The sequence below is a fragment of the Flavobacterium aeripolare genome (genome assembly GCF_013294025.1).
In the GTDB taxonomy this organism is placed as follows: Bacteria; Bacteroidota; Bacteroidia; order Flavobacteriales; family Flavobacteriaceae; genus Flavobacterium.
The window spans coordinates 1-1,631 of record NZ_JABSNL010000030.1 but is presented as its reverse complement, the minus strand read 5'-3'; the positions used below and the strand labels follow the sequence as shown (position 1 = coordinate 1,631).

Annotated in this window: 1 pseudogene; it reads left to right on the top strand. The window is 39.5% G+C overall.

What is annotated here, in order from left to right:
- Positions 1–1,631 (top strand): annotated as a pseudogene (locus HNQ00_RS16210) (hypothetical protein); the annotation flags it as partial.

The window sequence follows — 1,631 nt, the reverse complement described above, 5'->3', positions numbered from 1 at the left end:
AACCCTACGAATTGTGATACAGCTAATGTTACTGTAAAAGTTACTGCACCAAAAATTGATGCAGTTGACGATAAAGGAACAGATATTAACGGATCGAATGGAGGAACTACAGTTGCTAATGTATTAGTAAATGATACATTAAACGGTAAGGCAGTAGTTGCAGCAGATGTTAAAACAACATTTGTATCTTCTACTAACCCAGGAGTTACTTTAGATGGAACTTCAGTTAAAGTTGCACCAGGAACACCAGCAGGAGATTACACATTGGTGTACCAAATCTGTGAGGTATTAAACCCTGCGAATTGTGATTCAGCTACAGTTACTGTAAAAGTTACAGCAGCGAAAATCGATGCAGTAGATGATAAAGGAACAGACATCATAGGAAAAGACGGAGGAACTACAGTTGCTGACGTTTTAGTAAATGATACATTAAATGGAAAGGCAGTAGACCCAGCAGATGTTACAACAACATTTGTATCTGCTACTAACCCAGGAGTTACTTTAGATGGAACTGCAGTTAAGGTTGCACCAGGAACACCAGCGGGAGATTACACATTAGTGTACCAAATCTGTGAGGTATTAAACCCTGCGAATTGTGATTCAGCTACAGTTACTGTAAAAGTTACAGCAGCGAAAATCGATGCAGTAGATGATAAAGGAATAGACATCATAGGAAAAGACGGAGGAACTACAGTTGCTGACGTTTTAGTAAATGATACATTAAATGGAAAGGCAGTAGACCCAGCAGATGTTACAACAACATTTGTATCTGCTACTAACCCAGGAGTTACTTTAGATGGAACTGCAGTGAAAGTTGCACCAGGAACACCAGCAGGAGATTACACATTAGTGTACCAAATCTGTGAGGTATTAAACCCTGCGAATTGTGATTCAGCTACAGTTACTGTAAAAGTTACAGCAGCGAAAATCGATGCAGTAGATGATAAAGGAACAGACATCATAGGAAAAGACGGAGGAACTACAGTTGCTGACGTTTTAGTAAATGATACATTAAATGGAAAGGCAGTAGACCCAGCAGATGTTACAACAACATTTGTATCTGCTACTAACGCAGGAGTTACTTTAGATGGAACTGCAGTGAAAGTTGCACCAGGAACACCAGCAGGAGATTACACATTAGTGTACCAAATCTGTGAGGTATTAAACCCTGCGAATTGTGATTCAGCTACAGTTACTGTAAAAGTTACAGCAGCGAAAATCGATGCAGTAGACGATAAAGGAACAGACATCATAGGAAAAGACGGAGGAACTACAGTTGCTGACGTTTTAGTAAATGATACATTAAATGATAAGCCAGTAGTTGCGGCAGATGTTACAACAACATTTGTATCTGCTACTAATGCAGGAGTTACTTTAGATGGAACTTCAGTTAAAGTTGCGCCAGGAACACCAGCAGGAGATTACACATTAGTGTACCAAATCTGTGAGGTATTGAATACTACGAATTGTGATTCAGCTACAGTTACTGTAAAAGTTACAGCAGCGAAAATCGATGCTATTGATGATGTCGCAGGGCCAATCAATGGAGTAGCAGGAGGAGATTCAGGAATCAATGTTTTAGATAACGATACGTTAAACGGAACACCAGTTAACCCAGCAGATGTAGTTAT